General features: G+C 71.7%; 17 protein-coding genes. 11 read left to right on the forward strand and 6 right to left on the reverse strand.

Annotated features, from left to right (window positions below; all coding sequences use genetic code 11):
• Positions 1-106: 106 nt before the first annotated feature.
• Positions 107-538 (forward strand): CBS domain-containing protein, encoded by a 432-nt coding sequence (locus tag ACXJY8_RS06865; protein ID WP_463777869.1) that lies wholly within the window; start codon positions 107-109, stop codon positions 536-538.
• 23 nt (positions 539-561) lie between these two features.
• Here ACXJY8_RS06865 and ACXJY8_RS06870 read toward each other — a convergent pair whose 3' ends face one another.
• From ACXJY8_RS06870 to folE, 3 genes are all read right to left on the reverse strand, one after another.
• Complete coding sequence (locus ACXJY8_RS06870) at positions 562-1,593, reverse strand: patatin-like phospholipase family protein (protein ID WP_463777872.1); 1,032 nt, start codon at positions 1,591-1,593, stop codon at positions 562-564.
• A gap of 96 nt (positions 1,594-1,689) precedes the next feature.
• The gene (gene hisI / locus ACXJY8_RS06875; RefSeq protein ID WP_463777875.1) at positions 1,690-2,106 is read right to left on the reverse strand and encodes a phosphoribosyl-AMP cyclohydrolase; all 417 of its coding nucleotides are present in this window, start codon (positions 2,104-2,106) and stop codon (positions 1,690-1,692) included.
• Positions 2,107-2,134: 28 nt separating this feature from the next.
• A complete protein-coding gene (gene folE, locus ACXJY8_RS06880) occupies positions 2,135-2,902 on the reverse strand; it encodes a GTP cyclohydrolase I FolE (protein ID WP_495885049.1) in 768 nt (255 codons plus the stop codon).
• 348 nt (positions 2,903-3,250) lie between these two features.
• Here folE and ACXJY8_RS06885 point away from each other — a divergent pair, with 348 nt between their 5' ends.
• Both ACXJY8_RS06885 and yidD read left to right on the forward strand, forming a co-directional pair.
• Positions 3,251-3,694, forward strand: coding sequence for an iron-sulfur cluster assembly scaffold protein (locus ACXJY8_RS06885; protein ID WP_463777880.1), 444 nt, complete (start codon positions 3,251-3,253; stop codon positions 3,692-3,694).
• A gap of 1 nt (position 3,695) precedes the next feature.
• On the forward strand, positions 3,696-4,040 hold the full coding sequence (yidD, locus tag ACXJY8_RS06890; protein ID WP_463777884.1) for a membrane protein insertion efficiency factor YidD: 345 nt from the start codon (positions 3,696-3,698) through the stop codon (positions 4,038-4,040).
• Here yidD and ACXJY8_RS06895 read toward each other — a convergent pair.
• Positions 4,021-5,415: a 2-hydroxycarboxylate transporter family protein gene (locus tag ACXJY8_RS06895; RefSeq protein WP_463777887.1), complete on the reverse strand. Its 1,395-nt coding sequence runs from the start codon at positions 5,413-5,415 to the stop codon at positions 4,021-4,023. The two genes, yidD and ACXJY8_RS06895, sit on opposite strands and share 20 nt — an antisense overlap.
• Before the next feature lie 390 nt (positions 5,416-5,805).
• Here ACXJY8_RS06895 and thrS point away from each other — a divergent pair, with 390 nt between their 5' ends.
• Positions 5,806-7,833: a threonine--tRNA ligase gene (gene thrS, locus ACXJY8_RS06900; RefSeq protein ID WP_463777891.1), complete on the forward strand. Its 2,028-nt coding sequence runs from the start codon at positions 5,806-5,808 to the stop codon at positions 7,831-7,833.
• A 40-nt stretch (positions 7,834-7,873) separates the two neighbouring features.
• Here thrS and ACXJY8_RS06905 read toward each other — a convergent pair whose 3' ends face one another.
• Positions 7,874-8,815: an RgsD C-terminal domain-containing protein gene (locus ACXJY8_RS06905; RefSeq protein WP_463777894.1), complete on the reverse strand. Its 942-nt coding sequence runs from the start codon at positions 8,813-8,815 to the stop codon at positions 7,874-7,876.
• A 190-nt stretch (positions 8,816-9,005) separates the two neighbouring features.
• Between ACXJY8_RS06905 and ACXJY8_RS06910 the strand changes: the two genes are divergently transcribed.
• The 4 genes from ACXJY8_RS06910 to ACXJY8_RS06925 all read left to right on the forward strand — a co-directional run bounded on the left by ACXJY8_RS06910 (position 9,006) and on the right by ACXJY8_RS06925 (position 10,954).
• Positions 9,006-9,569 (forward strand): nitroreductase family protein, encoded by a 564-nt coding sequence (locus ACXJY8_RS06910; protein ID WP_463777897.1) that lies wholly within the window; start codon positions 9,006-9,008, stop codon positions 9,567-9,569.
• Positions 9,570-9,579: 10 nt separating this feature from the next.
• Positions 9,580-10,191 carry a flavin reductase family protein gene (locus ACXJY8_RS06915; protein ID WP_463777901.1) on the forward strand — a complete coding sequence of 204 codons (612 nt, stop codon included), beginning with the start codon at positions 9,580-9,582 and terminating at the stop codon, positions 10,189-10,191.
• Between the two features lie 81 nt (positions 10,192-10,272).
• Complete coding sequence (locus ACXJY8_RS06920; RefSeq protein ID WP_463777904.1) at positions 10,273-10,647, forward strand: type II toxin-antitoxin system RelE/ParE family toxin; 375 nt, start codon at positions 10,273-10,275, stop codon at positions 10,645-10,647.
• On the forward strand, positions 10,631-10,954 hold the full coding sequence (locus ACXJY8_RS06925) for a helix-turn-helix domain-containing protein (RefSeq protein ID WP_463777906.1): 324 nt from the start codon (positions 10,631-10,633) through the stop codon (positions 10,952-10,954). The genes ACXJY8_RS06920 and ACXJY8_RS06925 overlap by 17 nt, the downstream gene beginning before the upstream one ends.
• A gap of 55 nt (positions 10,955-11,009) precedes the next feature.
• On the opposite strand, the gene ACXJY8_RS06930 is transcribed toward ACXJY8_RS06925, so the two are convergent.
• Positions 11,010-11,942 (reverse strand): DMT family transporter, encoded by a 933-nt coding sequence (locus ACXJY8_RS06930; RefSeq protein ID WP_463777909.1) that lies wholly within the window; start codon positions 11,940-11,942, stop codon positions 11,010-11,012.
• A gap of 281 nt (positions 11,943-12,223) precedes the next feature.
• Between ACXJY8_RS06930 and ACXJY8_RS06935 the strand changes: the two genes are divergently transcribed.
• The 3 genes from ACXJY8_RS06935 (at position 12,224) to ACXJY8_RS06945 (ending at position 17,091) form a co-directional block, all read left to right on the forward strand.
• Entirely contained in the window at positions 12,224-13,303 is a 1,080-nt protein-coding gene (locus ACXJY8_RS06935) for an efflux RND transporter periplasmic adaptor subunit (protein WP_463777912.1), read from the forward strand.
• Positions 13,293-16,469, forward strand: a complete 3,177-nt coding sequence (locus tag ACXJY8_RS06940; RefSeq protein WP_463777915.1) for an efflux RND transporter permease subunit — start codon at positions 13,293-13,295, stop codon at positions 16,467-16,469. Before ACXJY8_RS06935 ends, ACXJY8_RS06940 begins: the two co-directional genes overlap by 11 nt.
• Positions 16,470-16,572: 103 nt before the next feature.
• Positions 16,573-17,091, forward strand: coding sequence for a hypothetical protein (locus ACXJY8_RS06945; protein WP_463777917.1), 519 nt, complete (start codon positions 16,573-16,575; stop codon positions 17,089-17,091).
• The last annotated feature ends 665 nt before the right edge of the window (positions 17,092-17,756 follow it).

Consider the following 17,756-nt stretch of genomic DNA (forward strand, 5'->3'; position numbering starts at 1 on the left):
CGGGCGCACGCCACACAATCGCCATAGACCGAGCCGGGCGCCCCGCCGCGACAGGCCAAGCCCGGCCGCCCCATCCCACGGGTGAATTCAGGGAAAGGACACGTCCATGACCGTTGCTCGCATCCTCGCCGAGAAGGGCCGCTCCGTCGTCACGGTGGAGCCGCAGCGCACCCTCGACGAGGCCATCCACCTCCTGGCCGAGAAGCGCATCGGCGCCGTCGTCGTCAGCGATGCGGACGGGGCGGTGCGCGGCATCCTCTCCGAGCGCGACATCATGCGGGCGCTCGCCGCCAAGGGCGCCAACGCCCTCGACGCCCTGGTCTCGGAGCACATGACCGCCGAAGTCACCACCTGCACCCGCGCCTGCAGCATCGAGGAGGTCATGCATCTCATGACCGAGGGCCGCTTCCGCCACGTGCCGGTGGTCGAGGAGGAGCGGCTCGCCGGCCTCATCTCCATCGGCGACGTGGTCAAGCGCCGGATCGAGGCCGTCGAGGCCGAGCACCGGGCCATGCGCGACTACATCACCATGGCGTGAGACAGGTCCGGTCCGGGCCCGGATCAGGTCCGGGCGGCGGCCGCCGCCACGAGGCCGCGGATCTGGGGCAGGGCGGCCCGCGCCGCCTCCCGGCCGAGGGCGATCCCCTCGGCCGCCCGGTGAAACTCGAACAGCCCCATCCCGGCCAGGCGCGGCACGATGGCGATGTCGGGCGGGTCACCGGCCAGGCGCGCCCGCGAGATCCGGTCCTGCGTGATGTTGAAGGCGTCGAGCATGACCCGGGCCATCCCAGGGGTGGCGAGGCCGTTCGCCCGCTCGGGCTCGGCCTGCCGCGGCCCCGGACGGCGCAGGATCCAGCGCCGGGGCCGGCGGGGGGCGGGGAGCACGGCCTCGGCCGTGACCCGGGCGGGCGATGCCTCCCGCGTGCCGGGGCGCGGGTCGCCGTTGAGGTTGACGCAGATCACGAGGTCGGCCCCCAGCGCCCGGGCGATCGTCACCGGCACCGGGTTGACCAGGGTGCCGTCGAGGAGGAGCCGGCCGCCGCAGCGCACCGGCGGGAAGACGCCCGGCAGGGCGTAGGAGGCGCGCAGGGCCTCCACCAGGCAGCCCCGGGTGAGCCAGACCTCCTCGCCGCTGTGGAGGTCGGTGGCGACGCTGGCGAAGCGGATCGGCAGGCCCTCGATGCGGCGGTCGGCGAGGTCGTGCTGGAGGCGCCGCTTCAGGCGGTCGCCCGCGATCAGGCCGGAGCGCAGCCGCAGGTCGAGGAGGCCCATCACGCTGCGCCGGGTCAACGACAGGGCGAAGGCCTTGAGCAGGCCGAGCTGGCCCGCCGCGTAGCAGCCCCCCACCACGGCGCCGATGGAGCAGCCGGCCACCACGGCCGGATGGATGCCGGCCTCCTCCAGCACCTCGATCACCCCGATCTGCGACCAGCCCCGGGCCGAGCCGCCGCCGAGCGCGAGGCCGATGCGGGGGCCGGGGGCCTGCGGCGGGGCCACGGGCTCGACCGCCCCGGCCGGAAAGCGCGCGCGGGCGGGCGCCACTTGCCGGACCTCGACCCGGGCGGGCCCGGGGGACAGGCCGTCCCACATCATCGCCGGACGGCGCCGGAACGGGGGGACCGGGAAGACGGGACACGGACGGCGCGCCGGGGCCGGACCCGCCTCGGACAGGTCCGCATCGCGCCGGGATCAGGCATCGGCGGGCCGCAGGGTCGCGCGGCCGGTCGCCGGATCGTGATCGACCCGGCGGTAGAAGCAGGCGCGCCGGCCGGTGTGGCAGCAGCCGCCGTCGCCCCCGACCGTCACGCGGATCAGCACGGCGTCCTGGTCGCAATCGACCCGCATCTCGACGACGCGCTGGACCTGCCCGCTGGTGGCGCCCTTGTGCCAGAGCTCGCCCCGGGAGCGCGACCAGTACCAAGCCTCGCCGGTCTCCAGGGTGCGGGCCAGGGATTCGGCATTCATGTGGGCGAGCATCAGAACCTGCCCGTCGGCGGCGTCGACGGCGATGCAGGAGACGAGGCCGTTGGCGTCGAAGCGGGGGGTGAAGGCGGTCCCCTCCTCGACCTCGGCCCGGCTGCCCGGCTCCGGGAAGGCGCGGGTCATGGGGAGACAGACGTCATCGCGGGCCGGCTCAGGACTTGTTGCGCACGAGGGTGAGGAAGCGGACCTGCTCGTTGGCGTCGTTGCGGAAGGCGCCGCGGAACTGGGTGGTGATGGTGGAGACGCCGGCCTTCTGGACGCCGCGCATCGCCATGCAGAGGTGCTCGGCCTCGACCATCACGGCGATGCCGCGGGGCTTGAGGATGCTCTCGATCACGTCGGCGATCTGGGCCGTCATGGTCTCCTGGGTCTGCAGGCGGCGGGCGAAGGTGTCGACCACGCGGGCGAGCTTCGACAGGCCGACCACGCCCTTGGTCGGGTAGTAGGCGATGTGCGCCAGCCCCATGAAGGGCACCATGTGGTGCTCGCAGTGGGAGTAGAACGGGATGTCGCGCACCAGCACGATGTCCGAGTAGCCCTCGACCTCCTCGAAGACCCGCTCGAGCAGCGCGTCGGCATCCTGGCTGTAGCCGCCGAAGATCTGGCCGTAGGCCTTTACCACCCGCGCCGGCGTGTCGCGCAGGCCTTCGCGGTTCGGGTCGTCGCCGGCCCAGCGCAGCAGCGTGCGCACGGCGGCCTCGGCCTCCTCGCGGCTCGGGCGGCCGGTGGCGACGGCCTCGGGCACCCGCTGGGCGGAGGCGGGCAGGGGTGCGATCTCGGGTGCGGTCTCGGGGGCTTCGGGCGCGCGCGCGTTGTCGTTGCGCATGGCGCTGAGGGCGCCGTTCTGGCGGGTCGGTTCCATCCCGGATTCCTCCGTCTCGGTCAGGCGGTAGGAGAGGGATTTGAGCGCGGCATCCATGGCATCTTCCGCCCGGGCGATCCGGGTCGTCATCGGGTGGCTGTCAGGCTTTGCGTACATCGTCGAACCATGGGGCCGTCGGAAAAGCTCGGCCGATGCCCGGACGGTGCCGTCTGCCGTGGCGCGACCCCGGCCGTGGGCGCGACCCGGGTCGACGAGCCGCCTCCTCGCGAAACGGTGCGTGGGGGCCTATATCGACGTTATCGCGCCGTCGCGCAATGCGGGCCGCGCGGATCAGACATCCGGGATCGGAAGCCGGCTCCGCGCCCGGCCGTCCCGGCGGAGCCGCGAGGGAACCTGGCGGAACCGCAGATGAACCCCGCGGACCCGCAACTGGATCGATCTTCCATGCTCGACGACATCTACAACCGTCGCATCCTCGAACTGGCCGCCGACATCCCGCGTCTCGGGCGCCTGCCGGCGCCGGATGCCAGCGCCACCGCGCATTCGAAGCTCTGCGGCTCCACCGTCACGGTGGACCTCGCGGTGCGGGACGGTACGGTCACCGACTTCGCCCACGAGGTGAAGGCCTGCGCCCTGGGCCAGGCCTCGTCCTCGCTCATGGCCCGCCACGTGGTCGGCACCAGCACCGACGAGCTGCGCGCGGTCCGGGCCGCCATGCGGCGGATGCTCAAGGAGAACGGCCCGGCGCCCACGGGGGCCTGGGCGGACCTCGCCGTGCTGGAACCGGTGCGCGACTTCAAGGCCCGCCACGCCTCGACGCTCCTGACCTTCGACGCGGTGGTGGAGGCCCTCGACCGGATCGAGGCCGGGGCGGCGGCGGCCGAGTAGCATGCTCCTCCGCCGCGTCGCCCACGGGGCGATCCGCACCTATCAGCTCACCCTGTCGAGCCTGATCGGCCGCCAGTGCCGGCACTGGCCCTCGTGCTCGCACTACACCGACGCGGCGATCCAGCGACACGGGCTCTGGGCCGGCGGCTGGATCGGGTTTTCCCGCATCTGCCGCTGCGGCCCCCTCGGCACCCACGGCATCGACCTGGTGCCGGAGGCGCTGCCGCCGGGCGCCGCCTGGTTCCGCCCCTGGCGCTACGGCCGCTGGCGCGGGGTCAACGCACCGCCCTCGCCCTTCGCCTGCGAGGCGACGGAGGAGGGGGCGCCTAGACCGGCGCCGCCGTGATCCACTTCAGGAACACCAGCGTGCCCGTCACCGTGAGGGCGCCGCCGATGCGGGTGGCGATCTGGGCGAAGGGCATCAGGGTCATCCGGTTAGCGGCGGTGAGGATCGCCACGTCGCCGGTGCCGCCCTGGCCGCTGTGGCAGGCGTTCACGATGGCGGTCTCGATCGGGTACATGCCGAGCCGGCGCCCGACGACGTAGCCCGTCGCCATCAGGGTGACGACGGTGGCCACGATGGTGATGAGGTTCGGGATCGTGAACGCCGCCACGAGCTTGTCCCAGGGGGTGAGCGAGACGCCGATGGCGAAGAGCAGCGGGTAGGTCATGCCGACCTGGACGAACTTGTAGACGATGAAGCCGCCGGCCTGGAGCCGGGGCGAGACCGCGCTGGCGAGCTTGGCCAGCACCGCCAGGAACAGCATCGCCACGGGGGCGGGCAGGCCGGTGAGGTGGTGGCACATCACGCCGAGGAGGTAGAGCGTCACCGCCGTGAGGCCGGCCGCCGCCACCGTGGCGGCGTCGATCGGGCCGGTCTCCACGGGCGCGCCCGCCTCCATGTCGTTCTCGGTGTCGGGCTGCAGGCGGCCCTCGCCGGTCAGGTGCGGGCGGCGCTTGCCCACCGCGTTGAGGGTGCCGGCCAGGATGATCGCCGTGAGGCTGCCCAGCATCACCGGCGGCAGCACCTGGGCGAAGACGTCGCCCTGCGGCATCCCGAGGATCGCCCCGTAGCCGATGGAGAGCGGGATCGCGCCCTCGCCGACGCCGCCGGCCATGATCGGCACCACGATGAAGAAGAAGGTGTGGTGCGCCCCGAGCCCCAGCAGGGTGCCCACCAGGGTGCCGACGCAGCCCGCCGCCAGGGAGCCGAGGCCGAGGGGGACGAAGATCTTGAGGAAGCCCTTGATCAGCACCGCCCGGTCCATGCCCAGGATGCTGCCGACGATGATCGCCGCGATGTAGAGGTAGAGGAAGTTGGTGAACTTGGTGAAGTCGGTGATCGCCTTGACGATCGGACCCGGGATCAGCGCGTAGTAGACCAGCGCCGAGGGGATGAAGGTGGCGAAGATCGCCCCCGCCCCGATCTGGCGCAGGACCGGCAGGCGCTTGCCGATCTCCGCGCAGGTGAAGCCGCCGAGCACCAGCACGGCGATCATCGTCGGCGCGTCGGCCTTGATCTCGCCCTCCGCGGTCAGCACCCAGAGCAGCGCCACCAGGATCAGGTAGACCGGCAGCGGGATGATGCCGATCTGGATGTCGACGAGGCGCCACCAGCCCTGCGGCCAGAATCGCTGCGTCCCGGCCCGTCCCCCCGGCAGGTGGGCCGTCGTGGTGATCGCGACGCCCTCGGGGTGCGCCGTCGGTACGGGGCTCGGCATGAACGTGTCTCCCGGCGAAAGCCCTGTTTGCCCCGCGGGGCCGGCTCGTCTCTGATTTTTGGATTTTTTTCTGGTCTCGACCGTGCGGAACGGAAGGCCGGGGGCCAGCATCAGTCGGGTCGGGCCGTCCTTGTCAATTGATCGGCCGGCACGGGCGGCAATGGTGATTGAGGATCACTTGCGATTGTCAGCAGCCCGCGATTGTCGGCAGTCCGGGGACGGGAGCGCCGGCCCGGCGCGGGCGATGCCCCGCTCGGAATTCGCGTTCCTTCCCGCTGCGAATGGGTCTAAACGGCCCGGCGCGGCGGCGCATCGCGGCCGCCCCGATCCGAGAACCGCCCCCGCTTACCTGCCGCGTACGCAGGAGTGAGCCTCCAAGGAGCCCCGGCCATGCCGACCCTGACCTTCCCCGACGGCAACACCCGCAGCTACGACGCCGCGATCACCGGCCGTGCCGTCGTCGAGGGCATCGCCAAGTCCCTGGCCAAGCGCACCGTCGCCATGGCGCTCGACGGTACGGTGCGCGACCTCGACGACACGATCGAGCGGGACGCCCGCATCGAGTTCCTCGACCGCACCGATCCGCGCAGCCTCGAGCTGATCCGGCACGACTGCGCCCACGTGCTGGCCGAGGCGGTGCAGGCCCTGTGGCCGGCGACGCAGGTCACCATCGGCCCGGTGATCGAGAACGGGTTCTACTACGACTTCGCCCGCGACGAGCCCTTCACGCCGGAGGACTTCCCGAAGATCGAGGCGAAGATGCGCGAGCTGATCGCGCGCGACGCCCCCTTCACCAAGGAGGTCTGGAAGCGCGACGACATCCGGGCGCTCTTCGCCGGGAAGGGCGAGGCCTACAAGGTCGAGCTCGTGGACGCGATCCCGCCCGGCGAGGACCTCAAGGTCTACCGCCAGGGCGACTGGTTCGACCTCTGCCGCGGCCCGCACATGACCTCCACGGGCAAGGTCGGCACCGCCTTCAAGCTGATGAAGGTGGCGGGCGCCTATTGGCGGGGCGATTCCAACAACCCGATGCTGACCCGCATCTACGGCACCGCCTGGGCCACGAAGGAGGATCTCGACGCCTACCTGCACCGCCTGGAGGAGGCCGAGCGCCGCGACCACCGGCGCCTGGGGCGCGAGATGGACCTGTTCCACTTCCAGGAGGAGGGACCCGGCGTCGTGTTCTGGCACGCCAAGGGCTGGACGGTGTTCCAGGAGCTGATCGCCTACATGCGCCGGCGCCTGCGCGGCGACTACCAGGAGGTCAACGCCCCCCAGATCCTCGACAAGGCCCTGTGGGAGACCTCCGGCCACTGGGGCTGGTACCGCGAGAACATGTTCGCGGCCCAGAGCGCCGGCGACGAGGCCGAGGACAAGCGCTGGTTCGCGTTGAAGCCCATGAACTGCCCCGGCCACGTGATGATCTTCAAGCACGGCCTGAAGTCCTACCGCGACCTGCCCCTGCGCATGGCCGAGTTCGGCGTGGTCCATCGCTACGAGCCCTCGGGCGCCATGCACGGCCTGATGCGGGTGCGCGGCTTCACCCAGGACGACGCGCACATCTTCTGCACCGAGGACCAGCTCGCCGACGAGTGCCTCAAGATCAACGACCTGATCCTCTCCACCTACGCGGATTTCGGCTTCGGCGAGATCGTGGTGAAGCTCTCGACCCGCCCCGAGAAGCGGGTCGGGTCGGACGCCCTCTGGGACCATGCCGAGGACGTCATGACCCGGGTGCTCACCCAGATCGAGGAGCAGTCCGGCGGCCGGATCAAGACCGCGATCAACCCGGGGGAGGGCGCCTTCTACGGGCCGAAATTCGAGTACGTCCTGCGCGACGCCATCGGGCGCGACTGGCAGTGCGGCACGACGCAGGTCGACTTCAACCTGCCGGAGCGCTTCGGCGCGTTCTACGTCGATGCCGAGAGCGGCAAGAAGCCCCCGGTCATGGTCCACCGCGCCATCTGCGGCTCGCTGGAGCGCTTCACCGGGATCCTGATCGAGCATTTCGCGGGGCATTTCCCGCTCTGGCTCGCGCCGACGCAGATCGTCGTGGCCACCATCACGGGCGACGCCGACCCCTATGCCCGGGAGGTCGTGGCCGCCGCGACGCGCCTCGGCCTGCGTGTCGAGGCCGACCTGAGAAACGAGAAGATCAACTACAAGGTCCGCGAGCACTCCCTGGCCAAGGTCCCGGTGATGCTCGTGGTCGGCCGCAAGGAGGGCGAGGAGCGCACGGTCTCGGTGCGGCGCCTCGGCAGCCAGCACACCCGCACCGGCGGCCTCGACGAGACCCTGGCCGCCCTGGTGGCGGAGGCGACCGCGCCGGACCGCATCCGGGCGGATTCGGTGGCCGAGACCGTGCCGAGCGCCGAGGTCGCCCTCGACGGCCGGCACGGCGAGGCGCCGACGCCCTGAGGCCGCGCCTCCCACCCCGGAGACGAGGCGGGAGGCGGCGTCAGCCCGCCTTGGCGATGACCTCGACGTCGCGGTTCAGGCCGCTCTCGACCTTGAACTCGCGGGTGTAGACCTGCCCGTCGTGGCGGGCGATGAGGACGTAGTCGCCCTCCGCCAGGGTCACCTGCGGGAAGGCCCCGATGGCCTCGCGGATGGTGTCGCCGCCCGGCGTCAGCACCGAGAAGGCGGTGCCCGCGAAGGCCTCCGCCCCCTCGGCCGCCACGAGCTTGAGGGTCAGGGTCGCGGCGCGGTGGTTGAGGGTGGCGTCCGTGACCTTGCCGTTCTCCACCTTGAGGTCGGCGCGCTGGATCGCGTTCGAGCCGCCATAGGTCGAGACCACGTGGTAGGTGCCCTCCGGCAGGCGCAGGAGCTCGCCCGCCTTGACGCCGCTGCGCACGAGGCGCCCCTCCGAATTCGTCCCGATCGGCACGAAGACCGAGAAGGCGAGCTGGTCGGAGCTGAGCTTCACGTCGCCGATGGCGCCCGAGAGCTTGAGCGCCCCGGCATTGACCTTGAGCTGCTCGGAGGCCGGCTGGCCCGCCATGACGACCCGGCGCGAGGCGCTGGCGAAGCCGTAGGTCACGGTGGCCACGTAGGAGCCCGGCGCCAGGGTGAAGCTCGGCTCGGCCGCCTCGGAGCGGGCCACGATAGCGGGCTTCGTCCCGTCCGTGCGGTCCTCGTAGATGCGCCAGGCGAGCCCGGAGCGCAGGGGCCTGTCGCCGCCGGCGAACACCGCCGAGAGGTTCAGGGCCGCGCTCGCCGCGCTGGGCAGCGGCGGCGCCGAGGGATCGGACATCGACGGGGCCGACAGGGTGGGGGAGGGGAGGTTGGGCCCGATCCGGTTGTGAAAGGCGTTGCCGTCCTGCGCCGCGGCGGGTCCGGGGGGACCGCCGAGGAGGAGGGCGCAGCCCAGCCAGACCGATCCGTATCCTGCCCGCGCCATCCCGCACCTCCCCGCTTCCGCCGGCGTTGCCAATCCGCCGCCGACGCGCCATGTCACGGGTGGCCGCCGCGCCCCGGTGCCCGCCCTCTGGAACCGGACCATGGCGGCGGCAAGGCCGCCCCGGCCCGGGTGCCGGCCCTCCGGGTGCGAGGCCCCGCCTCCACTCGCCCGATCCTGCTCCAGGGACGCCATGAACGCCACCCTCGATCTCCTGCGCACCCGCCGCTCGGTCCCGCCCCTCCGCCTGGACGGGCCGGGCCCGGACGCGGCCGAGCTCGACGCGCTCCTCACCATCGCCGCGCGCGTGCCGGACCACGGCAAGCTGGCCCCCTGGCGCTTCCTGGTGATCGCCGGCGAGGCCCGGACGCGCATCGGCGGGACCATCGCGGCGGCCTATGCCGCCGACCATCCGGAGGCCGACGCCGCCCGCCTCGCGCTGGAGCGCAACCGCCTCGCCCTGGCCCCCCTGGTGGTGGCGGTGGTGTCGCGGGCCGGCCCGCACGTCAAGATTCCGGAATGGGAGCAGGTGCTCTCGGCCGGCGCCGTGGCGATGAACCTCGTGGTGGCGGCCAACGCCGCGGGCTACGCCACCGCCTGGCTCACCGAGTGGTTCGCCTACGATTCCCGCATCCTCGACGTCCTCGGCCTCGAGCCCGGCGAGCGCCTCGCGGGCTTCATCCATATCGGGCGCGCCCAGGAGGTGCCGCCCGACCGGCCCCGCCCGGTGCTGGCCGACATCGTCACCCGGCTCTGAGGGGCACCCCATGCATTACGACGCCGAGACCAAGGGCCTGCCGCACAACCCGCTGAAGGCCCTGGTGGCCCCGCGCCCGATCGGCTGGATCAGCGCGATGAACCGCGACGGCGCGGTGAACCTCGCGCCCTATTCCTACTTCAACGCCGTGGCATCCGGCCCCGACATGGTCATGTTCTCCTCGGCCGGGCGCAAGGACGCCATGACCTTCGCGGAGGAGGGCGGCGAGTTCGTCTGCAACCTCGCCACCTACGACCTGCGCGAGGCGGTGAACGCCACCTCGGCGCCCCTGCCGCGCGGAGAGAGCGAGTTCGCCTATGCGGGCCTGACCCCGGCGCCATCGCGAAAAGTGCGCCCGCCCCGGGTCGCCGAATCGCCCGCCGCCCTGGAGTGCAGGTGGCTGCAGACCGTGCCGCTGACGCCGCTGGACGGCAGCGACGCCTCGCACTTCCTGGTGATCGGGCAGGTGGTCTCGATCTACATCGACGACCGCTTCATCAAGGACGGCCTCGTCGACACCGGCGCCATGCGGCCGATCCTGCGCGGCGGCTACTTCGACTACTTCACCGCCGAATCCGAGACCCGGTTCGAGCTGCGCCGCCCAGCCGGCGGGGGCGGGTAGGCCACTCGGCCTCCCCTCAAGTCAGCCAGGCACATGGCCGCCAATCCTTGATTTCTGTATCACTTAGTGCTACGATTCAAGATGGCCGCCGACATCCCCAGAACCTTCAAGACGGCATGGTTCTTCAAAGCCGCCCGAAAGGCTCGCATCCGGGACGACGCGCTGTGCGAGGCGATCCGGGATGTAGCGCGAGGTCAGGCCGACGATCTGGGGGGCGGCGTCTTCAAGAAGCGCCTGGACAAGAACCGACATCGCAGCATCATCCTGGCCAAGGGGGGTCGATACTGGATCTTCGCCTACCTGTTCGCCAAGAAGGACAGAGCAAACATCGCGGACGACGAACTGGAGGACTTTCGAACCCTCGCCAAGGCTTACGGGGCGATGACCGAGAAGCAGCTTGCCGAACTCATTGCAGACAGGGACCTGACGGAGATTTGCCATGGCGACGAAAGCTAGATTCAGGAGCGCGGCCTCCGAGGCGCTCCACACGTCTGCTGCCATGCTTCACAAGGTGGGTGCCCTCGACAAGGCGACAATGCGCGACTTCGATGCGCGTCATCTGGCTGTCCCGAACGACATCGAGCCTGCTCAGATCAAGCAGATCCGTGAGGCCAACAACGTCAGCCAGCCCGTCTTCGCGCGCTACCTCAACACGAGCGAGAGCACCGTCGAGAAGTGGGAAACCGGCGCCAAGCGGCCGAGCGGGATGGCGCTCAAGCTGCTGAGCGTCGTCCGGAAGCACGGGTTGCAGGTTCTCGCCTGACGCTCCCCACCTTCGGTCTCGCTGCGCGAGCCGTGACGACCGATGCCGCGCCGGCCTAGGCACCCCGGCGGCGGCGCCCCAGCCTCTCCGCGATGGCGATGCCGCCGATGACGAGGGCCAGCGCCAGGGCGTCGTGCCAGCGGAAGGGTTCGCCCACCAGCAGGATGGCGAGGCCGGCCCCGAAGATCGGCACCAGGTTGACGAAGAGACCGGCCCGGTTCGGGCCGATCAGCTCGACGCCGCGCATGAAGGCGAGCTGCGCGATGAGCGAGGGCCCGAGCGCCACGAACAGCACGATGGCCCAGCCCTTGCGCGTCGGCCAGATCGTGTGGCCCAGCGCCCATTCGGCGTAGAGCGGCGGCAGGGAGGTCACGAGGGCCGAGAGCGCCACCGCCGTGAAGAAGCTGAGGCCCGAGACCTTCGGCCTGTGCGAGAGCGCCACGGTGTAGCCGGCATAGAGCAGGCAGGCGACCAGCATCAGCACGTCGCCCCGGTTGAAGGCGAAGGTGGCGAGCACCCGCCAGTCGCCGTGGGTCGCCGCCACCACGGCGCCCGCGAGCGTCACGGCCACGCCGAGGAGCTGCGCGCCCGTCACCGCCACCCGGTGGACCAGATAGTTGATCAGGATGACGAGGACCGGGATCGCCCCCTGGAACAGGGCGATGTTGATGCCGCTGGTGAACAGGCCGGCGGCGTAGAACAGGCTGGCGTAGAGGGTGTAGCCGCAGGCCCCCATCAGCAGCACGTAGCGCCAGTGCCGCGCCAAGCGGTCCCACTCCGCCACGAGGCCGGCCCGCGCCGGCAGCGCCAGGGCGAGGCAGGCGAAGGCCCAGCGCAGGCAGGTCAGCACCTGGGGCGAGACCTCGCCCGCCGCCCATTTGCTCGCCACCACGTTGCCGCCCCAGAGCAGCATCGTGAACACGAGGAGCGGGTAGGCCGTGGCGGCCGGCTCGGCCGCGCGTCCGGCGGGCGTCTCCGGGACGCGCATGGGGCGGATCTCCCTGGGCTCGCCGGGCCCGAGGCCGGCCGACGCGGGCGGGGATAGCCCGCCGCGCCGCGCGGGGACAGGCCGCCCGGCGCAACACCGCCATCGAAATCCGCCCGCATCCGCCGCCGGCGCCGCCCAGGGACCGTACCCATCCCCCGCTATCGATCCGCCCGCGCTATCGACGGGCGCGCCGATTCCCTATGCCGGTGGACAAGGTTATGCCGGCCCGGAACGCGGCGGCGACACGGCCGCGGCAACGGCAGGGGAGGGCGAGACATCCGGTGACGTGGCGATCCCTCCTCCTCGCCGGCCTCGCGGCGGCCGGCCTCGGCGGCCTCGCCGTCTCGCCCCAGGGCGCCGCCCTCCTCGGCGCGGCGCGCGAGCGCCTCGAGGCGCTCCAGGCCAGACCCGGGGCGGCGAAACCCGCGCACCTGCCGGCCCAGCGCACCGCCGTGGAGGAGGGCCGCACCGTGGTGCGCCTCTCGGCCGCCGAGCGCACCCGCATCGGCATCGTCACCGAGGCCCGGCCCCTGGCCGAGCACCGGGAGGAGCTGCAGGCCTATGGCAGCGTCCTCGACCTCGCCCGGGTCACCGACCTGACCAACGCCTATGCCAGCGCCCGGGCCGCCCTCCAGACCGCCCAGGCCCGGGCCGAGGTCTCGCGCAGCGCCCTGCAGCGGGCGAGGTCGCTCGGTCAATACGCCACCACCGTGCAGCTCGAGACCGCGGGGGGCACCGCCCAGACCGACCAGGCCGCCCTGGCGGCGGCGGAATCGCAGGTGCGCACCCTCTCGGCCACCGCCCAGCAGGAATGGGGGCCGGTGATCGGCCGGGCCATCGTCGAGCGCTCGGCCACCATCACCCGGCTGATCGAGCGGACCGACTTCCTGGTGCAGGTCACCCTGCCCCCGGGGGAGGGCCTGAAGGGCCCGCCGGCGGCGGCCTTCGCCGAGGTGCCGCCCCAGAGCGCGCGGGTCGCCCTGACCTACGTCTCCCCCGCGACCCGCACGGACCCGCGCATCCAGGGCCTGAGCTTCTTCTACACCGTGCCGGGCGACAGCGGCTTCCTGCCCGGCATGAGCATGCTGGCCTTCCTGGCGGCGGACCGCAGCGTCACGGGCCTGAGCGTGCCCGAGGACGCGGTGGTGCACTGGCAGGGGGGCGCCTGGATCTACCGGGCGGTGGGGCCCGACGCCTTCGCCCGCCACCGCCTGAAGGCCGACCCGCCGATGTCGGCCGACGCCTACGTGGTGGAGGACCTGCCCGGCGGCACCGAGATCGTGCTCGCGGGCGCGCAGGCGCTCCTCTCCGAGGAGATGAAGAGCCAGCTCCAGGTCTCGGGCGGCGTCGATGACGATTGAGGCGTACCGTCCCGAGCCGGGGCGTTCCGGGGCACAGGGCCATGGCGGCCCCCAGGCGGCCCTGGTCGCCTTCGCGGTGCGCTTCCGCGGCATCGTCCTGGCGCTCAGCCTGGCGCTGGCCGGCTACGGCTTCGTCGTGCTGGCGGACGCCCAGTACGACGTCTTCCCGGAATTCGCCCCGCCCGCCGTGGTGATCCAGACAGAGGCGCCCGGCCTCAACCCGGAACAGGTCGAGGTGCTGGTGACCCAGCCCGTGGAAGTGGCGGTCAACGGCCTGCCGGGGGTGGTCTCCCTGCGCTCGAGCTCGATCCAAGGCCTGTCGGTGATCACCGTGACCTTCGGGGCCGGCAGCGACATCTACCGGGTGCGCCAGCTCGTCACCGAGCGGCTGACGGCGCTGGCCGGCCGCCTGCCCCAAGGCGTGCTGCCGCCGGCGATGACGGCGCTGACCTCCGCCACCAGCACGGTGCTGCTCGTGGGCCTGACCACCCAGAGCCGCTCCGACATGGACCTGCGCACCCTGGCGGACTGGACCGTCCGCCTGCGCCTCCTCGCCGTGCCGGGCATCGCCCAGGTCTCGGTCTACGGCGGCGCGGTGCGCTCGCTCCAGGTGCAGATCCGCCCCAACGACCTCGTGCGCTTCAACATCGGCGTCAACGACGTGCTGGCCGCCGCCCGCAAGGCCACCGGCGTGCGCGGGGCCGGCTTCGTCGACACGCCCAACCAGCGCATCGCCCTCCAGACCGACGGCCAGTCGCTCAGCCCCGAGGCGGTCTCGCGCACGGTGCTGATCAACGAGGGCGGGGCCAGCGTGACCCTGGCGGACGTCGCCACCGTGGTCGCCACCGGCGAGCCGGCGATCGGCGCCGCCCTGGTGGACGGCCGGCCCGGGGTGCTCCTCATGGTCGGCGCCCAGTACGGCGCCAACACCCGCGCGGTCACCGCCCGGGTCGAGGCCGCCCTGGAGGAGCTGCGCCCGGCCCTGTCGCGCGAGGGCGTGACCCTGCACGCCGACCTGTTCCGCCCGGCCAACTTCATCGCCATCGCCAACGGCAACGTGCTGCAGGCCCTCGGGCTCGGCGGCATCCTGGTGGTCGTGGTGCTGTTCGTCTTCCTCTACGACTGGCGCACCGCCGTGATCTCGGCGCTGGCGATCCCGCTCTCGCTCATCGCCGCCGTGGTGGCGCTCCAGGCGCTGGGCGAGAGCCTCAACACCATGACGCTGGGCGGCCTCGCCATCGCCATCGGCGAGGTGGTGGACGACGCGGTGATCGGCGTCGAGAACGTGGTCCGGCGCCTGCGCGAGAACCGCCGCCTCGGCGGCCCGCGGCCCGAGGGGCGGGTGGTCCTCGACGCCATCCTGGAGGTGCGCACGGCGGTGGCCTACGCCACCATCGCGGTGCTGCTGGTGTTCCTGCCCGTGCTCGCCCTGTCGGGCATCGCCGGCCGGCTGTTCGGCCCCCTGAGCCTCGCCTACATCCTCGCGGTGGTGGCCTCGCTGGCCGTCGCCCTCACGGTGACCCCGGCGCTGGCGATGTGGCTGCTGACGAACCGGCGCGAGGCCTCGACCGAGGAGCCGCCGGTGATGCGCGCCGCGCGCCGCCTCTACGCCCGCCTGCTGACCCGGATCGACCGCTTCCCGCGCCTCGTCATGGCCTGCGGCCTCCTCGTCACCCTCCTGGGGGCCGCCTTGGTGCCGTTCTTCGGCTCGACCTTCCTTCCCGACCTCAAGGAGGGCCACCTGATCCTGCACATGGCGGCCGCCCCCGGCACCTCGCTGCAGGAATCCCTGCGGCTGGGCACCCGCATCACCGCCGCCCTCAAGGAGATCCCGGGCATCCGGGCGGTCGCCTCGCAGATCGGCCGGGCCGAGGCGGGCCAGGACACCGCCGGCACCCATTACAGCGAGATCCACATCGACCTGGAGCCTGGCCTCGACGGGGCGGGGCAGGGGGCGGCGGAGGCCAGGATCCGGGCCGTGATGGCGGGCTTCCCCGGGGCCGCCTTCTCACTCAAGACCTTCCTCACCGAGCGGATCGAGGAGACGGTCTCGGGCTTCACCGCGCCGGTGGTGATCAACGTCTTCGGCACCGATCTCTCCGCCATCGAGACCGCCGCCCGCGACATCGCCCGCGAGCTCGCCGAGGTCCGGGGCGCGGTCGACATCCAGCAGAGCTCCCCGGCGGGCCTGCCCCAGGTCAATGTGGGCCTGAGGTTCAACGACCTGCGCCACTGGGGCCTCTCGGCCATCGAGGTCATGGAGGTGGTGCGCACCGCCTACCAGGGCGACATCGTCGGCCAGACCTATGCCGGCAACGCGGTGTTCAACGTCCTCGTCATCCTCGATTCCGCCACGCGGGGCCGGCTCTCGGCCCTGAGCGACCTGCCCCTGCGCGGCTCCGGCGGCCGGGTGGTGCGCCTGGCCCAGGTGGCCGACATCTACGAGACCTCCGGCCGCTACCAGGTCCAGCACGAGGGCGCGCAGCGGGTCCAGGCGGTCACCGCCAACGTGACGGGGCGCGACGTGGCCGGCTTCGTGGCCGATGCCCGGCGCAAGATCGCCCGCGAGGTCGCCCTGCCCCCCGGCACCTATGTGGGCTTCGCCGGCTCGGCCGAGGCGCAGGCGCGGGCCCGGCGCGACCTCCTGGTCTATTCGGGGCTGGCCGGCCTCGGCATCGTGCTCCTGCTGGCCATCGTCACGGGGAGCCTGCGCAACCTGATGCTGGTGCTGGTCAACCTGCCCTTCGCCTTCGTGGGCGGGGTGCTCGCGGTCTTCGCCACCGGGGCGGTGCTGTCGCTGGGCTCGATCGTGGGCTTCGTGACCCTGTTCGGGATCTCCCTGCGCAACACCATCATGATGATCGCCCATTACGAGCACCTCGTGGTGGAGGAGGGGCAGGCCTGGGACCGGGACACGGCGGTGCTCGGGGCCGCCGACCGGATGGTGCCGATCCTGATGACCTCCCTCGTGACCGGGCTCGGCCTCCTGCCCCTCGCCCTCGGGGCCGGCGAGCCCGGCCGCGAGATCGAGGGTCCGATGGCCATCGTCATCCTCGGCGGCCTCGCCACCTCGACGGTGCTCAACCTCCTCATCCTGCCGACCCTGGCCCTGCGCTTCGCGCGCTTCGGGGCGCCGCAGGGCAGGGCGCTTCGGCCAGTCGCCTGAGGCGCCCTCGCCGGCCCGCCGCAATTTCGACGGGCCGGCCCGCCATCCTGGACCGGCGGCGAGGCCAGCCCCGCCCATAGGCGCCCGCCCACCGGAGCCCGTCATGCGCCCGACGCCGTTCTCCCTCCTCCTCGTCCCTGTCCTCTGGAGCGTGCCCGCCGCCCGGGCCCTCGAGGTGCCGGTGGCACCACCAGTCGAGGCGACGCCGGGCGATTCTTCGCGGGGCGATCCGGGTCGGGGCGAACCCGCACCGGGCAGCCCCGCGCCAGGCAGTCCCATGCCGATCCAGGTCTTTCCGATGGCCCGGGTCGTGCCGAAGGGCGAGGCGCGGGCCATCGCCTTCTTCGCCTACCTCTATCCCGACTGCGCGTCCCAGGGGCCGGTGGTGGCCCGCATCCTGGAGCCCCCGCGCCGCGGCACGGTGAGCTTCACCCCGACCGAGTCCTTCCCGCGCTACGCGCCGGGCTCGCCGCTGGCGCCGTGCAACGCCCGGAAGGTGCCGGGCCTGCGGATGACCTACGAGACGGAGGAGGGCGTCGAGGGTCTCGACACCACCCGCATCCTCACCATCAACCCGGACGGCACGGCGGCGGAGTACGCGGTGAAGGTCTGGATCCGCTGACGGGCCCAAGGCGGCTCGGGACGCAGCTCCGAAGACGGCTCGGGAACCGGCCCCAGATGGCCATGTCATCGCTAACTGGCGACAGTCAGAGATAATTGGCGGGATTATCCGGGATCATCCGGGATTTCGCGCGCCGCGCCGGCTCCTGGCCAATGTCATCACAGCTTCTGCTTGACCCGGTCGCTTGGCTTTGGACCGATTGATTAAGAGGGGCGGACCCGTCGTAAGCCAAGCGAGCACGTCAAGGTCCTACGATGATCTGCGCAAGCCTGTTGTCAGGTATGAGGAAAGGGTTTTTACGCCGGGAGATTTCCGGTCAGCCTTTTCCGACACCGTCTGCAACAGAATGCTTCGCGAAAATTTCGCGAAGATCAAATGTCAGGAAACCGACCGGATACCCGACATTACCGAGCTATGCGCTTCGCGCAGGCTAGCGTCTTAGAAGTATACCGGTGGAGAGGCACCTTGGGATGACTGTTCAGGGTGTTTTCGCGACGGTCTGCTTTCGAGGGATGTAGGGTGGGAACCAGCCATAGCCCGGTCAGACGAGCCACCGATGGAAGCTCAAAGGCCAAGCGGCTACTTACAACACTACATAGACGTTGATCGGCATTCGCTCAGGAAGTCGATAAGCTCCTGGAGTTCATCAGCGTGAAAACATTTGC

It is taken from the genome of Methylobacterium sp. TK31, from assembly GCF_055361545.1.